The 3,060-nt window shown below is 55.6% G+C and carries 2 protein-coding genes; one reads left to right on the top strand and one right to left on the bottom strand.

Annotation, left to right across the window (positions count from 1 at the left end; all coding sequences use genetic code 11):
* Positions 1-152: 152 nt before the first annotated feature.
* Positions 153-2,744, bottom strand: coding sequence for a magnesium-translocating P-type ATPase (mgtA, locus tag AAAC48_RS27780; RefSeq protein WP_340657288.1), 2,592 nt, complete (start codon positions 2,742-2,744; stop codon positions 153-155).
* Between the two features lie 6 nt (positions 2,745-2,750).
* On the opposite strand from mgtA, the gene AAAC48_RS27775 reads away from it, so the two are divergent.
* A partial coding sequence (locus tag AAAC48_RS27775) for a hypothetical protein (RefSeq protein ID WP_340657287.1) occupies positions 2,751-3,060 on the top strand: 310 nt, incomplete at its 3' end.

The raw sequence follows: 3,060 nt of genomic DNA, 5'->3' as shown, positions 1-3,060 counted from the left end.
GCTTGCAAGAACCGTCCCCATCGACCGGGCATGTCACGTGCGGGCATTGTGCTGCGGCGACCCCTCATTGCTGCCAATCAACGGTAGAGAGCAGGAAAATTATCCGAAACTCAACAACAAACTAGGATCCCAGACAGCCAGGCAGAGCCTTATTAAACACGGCGATGTGCGATACCGTTTCTCGCACGCTTTGTTGCGGAATGGCTGTGTTTATCGGAGAAGAACCAATGCTTCGTGGCTTCGGAAGCGATGAGATACATCAGGGTGATTGTAAGCAGCCCGGCCATTATTGGCATTGGCAATGGCGCGAAGCCAAACCAAGCTGCATACGGCAGCACAGGCGTGGTGACGGCCACTATGAAAGTACCCGCCGTCAGCCACAGAAGAAGGGCGCTCGGCCGACTTTGCCAGAACGCCTTTCTGGTGCGGACAACAAGAACGATCGCTAGCTCGGTGACAAGGGACTCGACGAACCAGGCGGTCTGGAAAGTCTGAGCCGTTGCGTGGGCCATAAAAATCAAAAATCCGAACGTCACAAAATCAAAAAAGCTGCTGACAAGGCCGAAAGTCAGCATGAATCGGCGGACAAAAGCGATATCCCAGCGCCTTGGCGTCGTTGTCTGATCTTGATCCACATTGTCGGTCGAGATTGCCAGCGATGGCAAGTCCGATAGGAAATTGTTCAGGAGTATCTGTTTTGCGAGCAGGGGGAGGAATGGCAAAAACAGGGACGCCAACGCCATGCTCACCATGTTGCCAAAATTGGCGCTGGTCGTGATCGAAATATATTTCATCGTGTTGGCGAAGGTCTTCCGGCCGTCGTCGACGCCACGCCCGAGCACTCCGAGATCACGCTTAAGTAGGATAATGTCGGCCGCCTCGCGTGCAACATCGACTGCGCCATTGACCGAAATGCCGACATCGGCTGCGTGCAGGGCAGGAGCATCATTGATTCCGTCGCCGAGATATCCAACGACATGACCCCGATGTTGCAGAGCTTCGACAATCCGCTCTTTCTGATTGGGGTCGATCTCGACAAAGAGATCTGTTTTTGAGGCGACGCCGAATAGGGCATTCTTGGTCATAAGCGCCAGCTCCTGACCTGTGATGATGTTCCGGCTGGCAAGACCGATCGTTTCAGCGAGATGGGCGGCCACATAGCGGTTGTCGCCGGTTATGACCTTTATGCCGATGCCTTTTTTGGCCAGCGAGGCAAGCGTTTCGGCCATGCCATGCTTCGGCGGATCAAGGAAAAGCAGAAAGCCGGCAAAGCACAGGTCTGTCTCATCCTGCCGTGTGAAAGCCCGCTCCGGAGCGAGCCGACGGATTGCAAGGCCGAGCACGCGATAGCCTTGACCGCTCCATGCCTTGAATCTCGTCTCGATGTCTGCGCGACGACTGCTATCGATCGGTTGGGAACCTTCTGCGACCAGAACGGATGTGCAAACCTCCAAAACATTTGCGACGGCACCTTTGCAGATGACCAAATTTCCGTTGGTCCCCAATTCCCGGACAAGCACGGACAGGCGCTTTCGTATAAAGTCATAGGGGATCTCGTCGACCTTGGCATAACGCGCGAGGCAGTACATTGCGTCTTCGACGTTGGCGATAGCCTCGTCGAGAGGGTTCTTCAGTCCGGTCTGCAGCGTCGCATTCAGCCGGGCCCAAAGTGCAATCTGCGGTGACTTTTTTCCCTCCACATCAAGACAACCGTCCAGATGGATGACGCCTTCGGTGAGCGTTCCGGTCTTGTCGGTACAAAGCATATCCATACTGCCGAGGTTCTCGATTGCATCAAGCCGCCTGACAACCACACCAGCCTTAGCCATCGCCCTTGCACCTCGCGCCAATGTAACGCTGATGATCGCGGGCAAGAGCTCGGGCGTCAATCCGACCGCCAGCGCCAGAGAGAAGAGCAGGGAATCGATCAACGGGCGATGAAGGAGAAGGTTCGCAAAAAGGACCAAGATGACGATCGCCAGCATGATCTCGCTCATGAGATAGCCAAATTGCCTGATGCCTCTTGCGAATTCCGTTTCCGGAATTCGACGTTCGATGACAGCGGCGATGCTGGCGAATTCGGTTTTCCTTCCCGTCTTGACAACGAGAATGGTCGCGGTGCCGCTGCGGACCGACGTTCCGGCAAAAACACTATTGCTGCGAGCCGCAAGGCCTGCTCCGGCGTCCGATATGCCCGGCGATTTCACTGCCGGAAAGGTTTCGCCCGTGAGAGCCGACTCGCTCACATTGAAGTCGCGCGCTTCCAGAATGATGCCGTCTGCAGGAACGAGTCCTCCGGCCGAAAGATGGAGGATGTCACCCGGCACGATGTCGCGCGCCAACACGCTGATTTCTGCGCCGTCCCGCACGACCGTCGCCTTGTGGGCCACAACCTCTTTCAAGGCCTGCACTGCTTTCGAGGCACCGTATTCCTGGGTAAAGCTTAGTAGGCAACTCGCAAGGACGATGGCAGTGATGATGATTGATTCATGCCCTTCGCCGACAACGGCCGACACGCCCGCGGCAAAGACTAGAATCAGGACGAGAGGGCTCCGAAACTGACGCGCCAGCGTCGCAATTGCGGTGGTTCCAGAGGCTTCGGTGAAAGAATTGGGACCGACCGCGGTCAGTCTTTTTCTTGCTTCTGTCGAGGTAAGCCCGTTTGATATTGTTGCGAGTTCACTCATCAGCTGGTCTGCAGGGAGGGACCAGTATGCGTCACCCAGGTGCAGGTTCTCAGGCATGTTGAAATGGCGCGCCGGTTTGAACAGCATTACTTGGTTGCTTTCGCATTCTTGAAGAGAAATCGCTCCGCTTTATCGAAGCTTACCGATAGTCTTCCCCCGGATGGCGGCATTGATCTGCATCAAGTCGCCCCTTCGGGATCGTTCTTGACGCGGATCAAAAATGAACATGAGTTAGTGCGCATGATCTGGCATAAACTGGCTTTCGTTGCTTTGGACAAACAAAGCGGGGAACTTGCCGGGATAGGACGGCTTTCCTCCGATCCGGATCACGAAATCGCGGAATACGCCGTGCTTGTCAGAACGGACTTGCAGG

The sequence above is a fragment of the Phyllobacterium sp. genome (assembly GCF_037994405.1).
GTDB lineage: Bacteria > Pseudomonadota > Alphaproteobacteria > Rhizobiales > Rhizobiaceae > Phyllobacterium.
This window is presented reverse-complemented; position numbering and strand designations above follow the sequence as displayed.

What these genes read in the sequence shown, in the direction of transcription:
- mgtA (WP_340657288.1), bottom strand. Translation starts at nt 2,744, where the DNA reads ATGCCTGAGAACCTGCACCTGGGTGACGCATACTGGTCCCTCCCTGCA.